The organism is Achromobacter sp. GbtcB20 (assembly GCF_019091095.1).
GTDB lineage: Bacteria > Pseudomonadota > Gammaproteobacteria > Burkholderiales > Burkholderiaceae_B > Achromobacter > Achromobacter mucicolens.
Genome location: NZ_JAGXJZ010000129.1, coordinates 1 through 669 on the forward strand (window position 1 = coordinate 1; position 669 = coordinate 669).

Here is a 669-nt window from a genome sequence, read left to right on the forward strand (position 1 = left end):
CAGCGGCGGACACCTCACTTAAACCCATCGGTGGGCCTGGCCAAGTAGTGTCAATCCAACTTCGCAGCAATTTCCTCGGCTGTCTTCCTGTAATAGACCATCAAGGATCGAGGATCCCGATGCCCCACCATCCGGGCTAATTCCAACAGCTCCAGTCGCTGGGCAAGTCTGGTGATAGCTGTCGCCCGCGAATCGTGAAACGTCGGCCCGGATACGTTTGCCGCCGACCTACCGAAGCGAAAATTTGTGTCCAGCGTGGCAGAATCAATCGTGAACACACGCTCGTCATCAATGCCGGTCATGGTCTGCAGCAGTTCCACCGCCCGACGAGAAAGCGGCACGTCCCTAGCATCGCCGTTTTTCGTTTTGGGCAGATGGGCAACACGCCGTACTAGATCCACACGTGGCCAGGTCAAACCTACAATTTCAGACGCACGCATGGCTGTTTCCAGCGCAAGCAACAGCGCCACGGCCGTTTGCTGCCGCTTCGTCGCCGGTTGGCCGCCGGTGTACTTGAGGGCCGCAACGATCTTCTCTACTTGGTCGCCAACGAAGAGAACATCGCGCGGCGGGCTGTCTTTCGGCTTTGTGACTTCCTTCCAAGGGTCGTGATCGACATAGCGGCATTCCCCGCGTCTGGCTTGCGTCCAAATCGCGCGCCACAAGCTT

Annotated in this window: 1 protein-coding gene; it reads right to left on the reverse strand. The window is 58.1% G+C overall.

Going from position 1 to position 669, the window contains the following annotated elements; translation table 11 throughout:
• Positions 1 to 50 precede the first annotated feature (50 nt).
• The coding region (locus KVT32_RS28155; protein ID WP_217619208.1) for a site-specific integrase at positions 51 to 669 on the reverse strand (619 nt) is incomplete at its 5' end.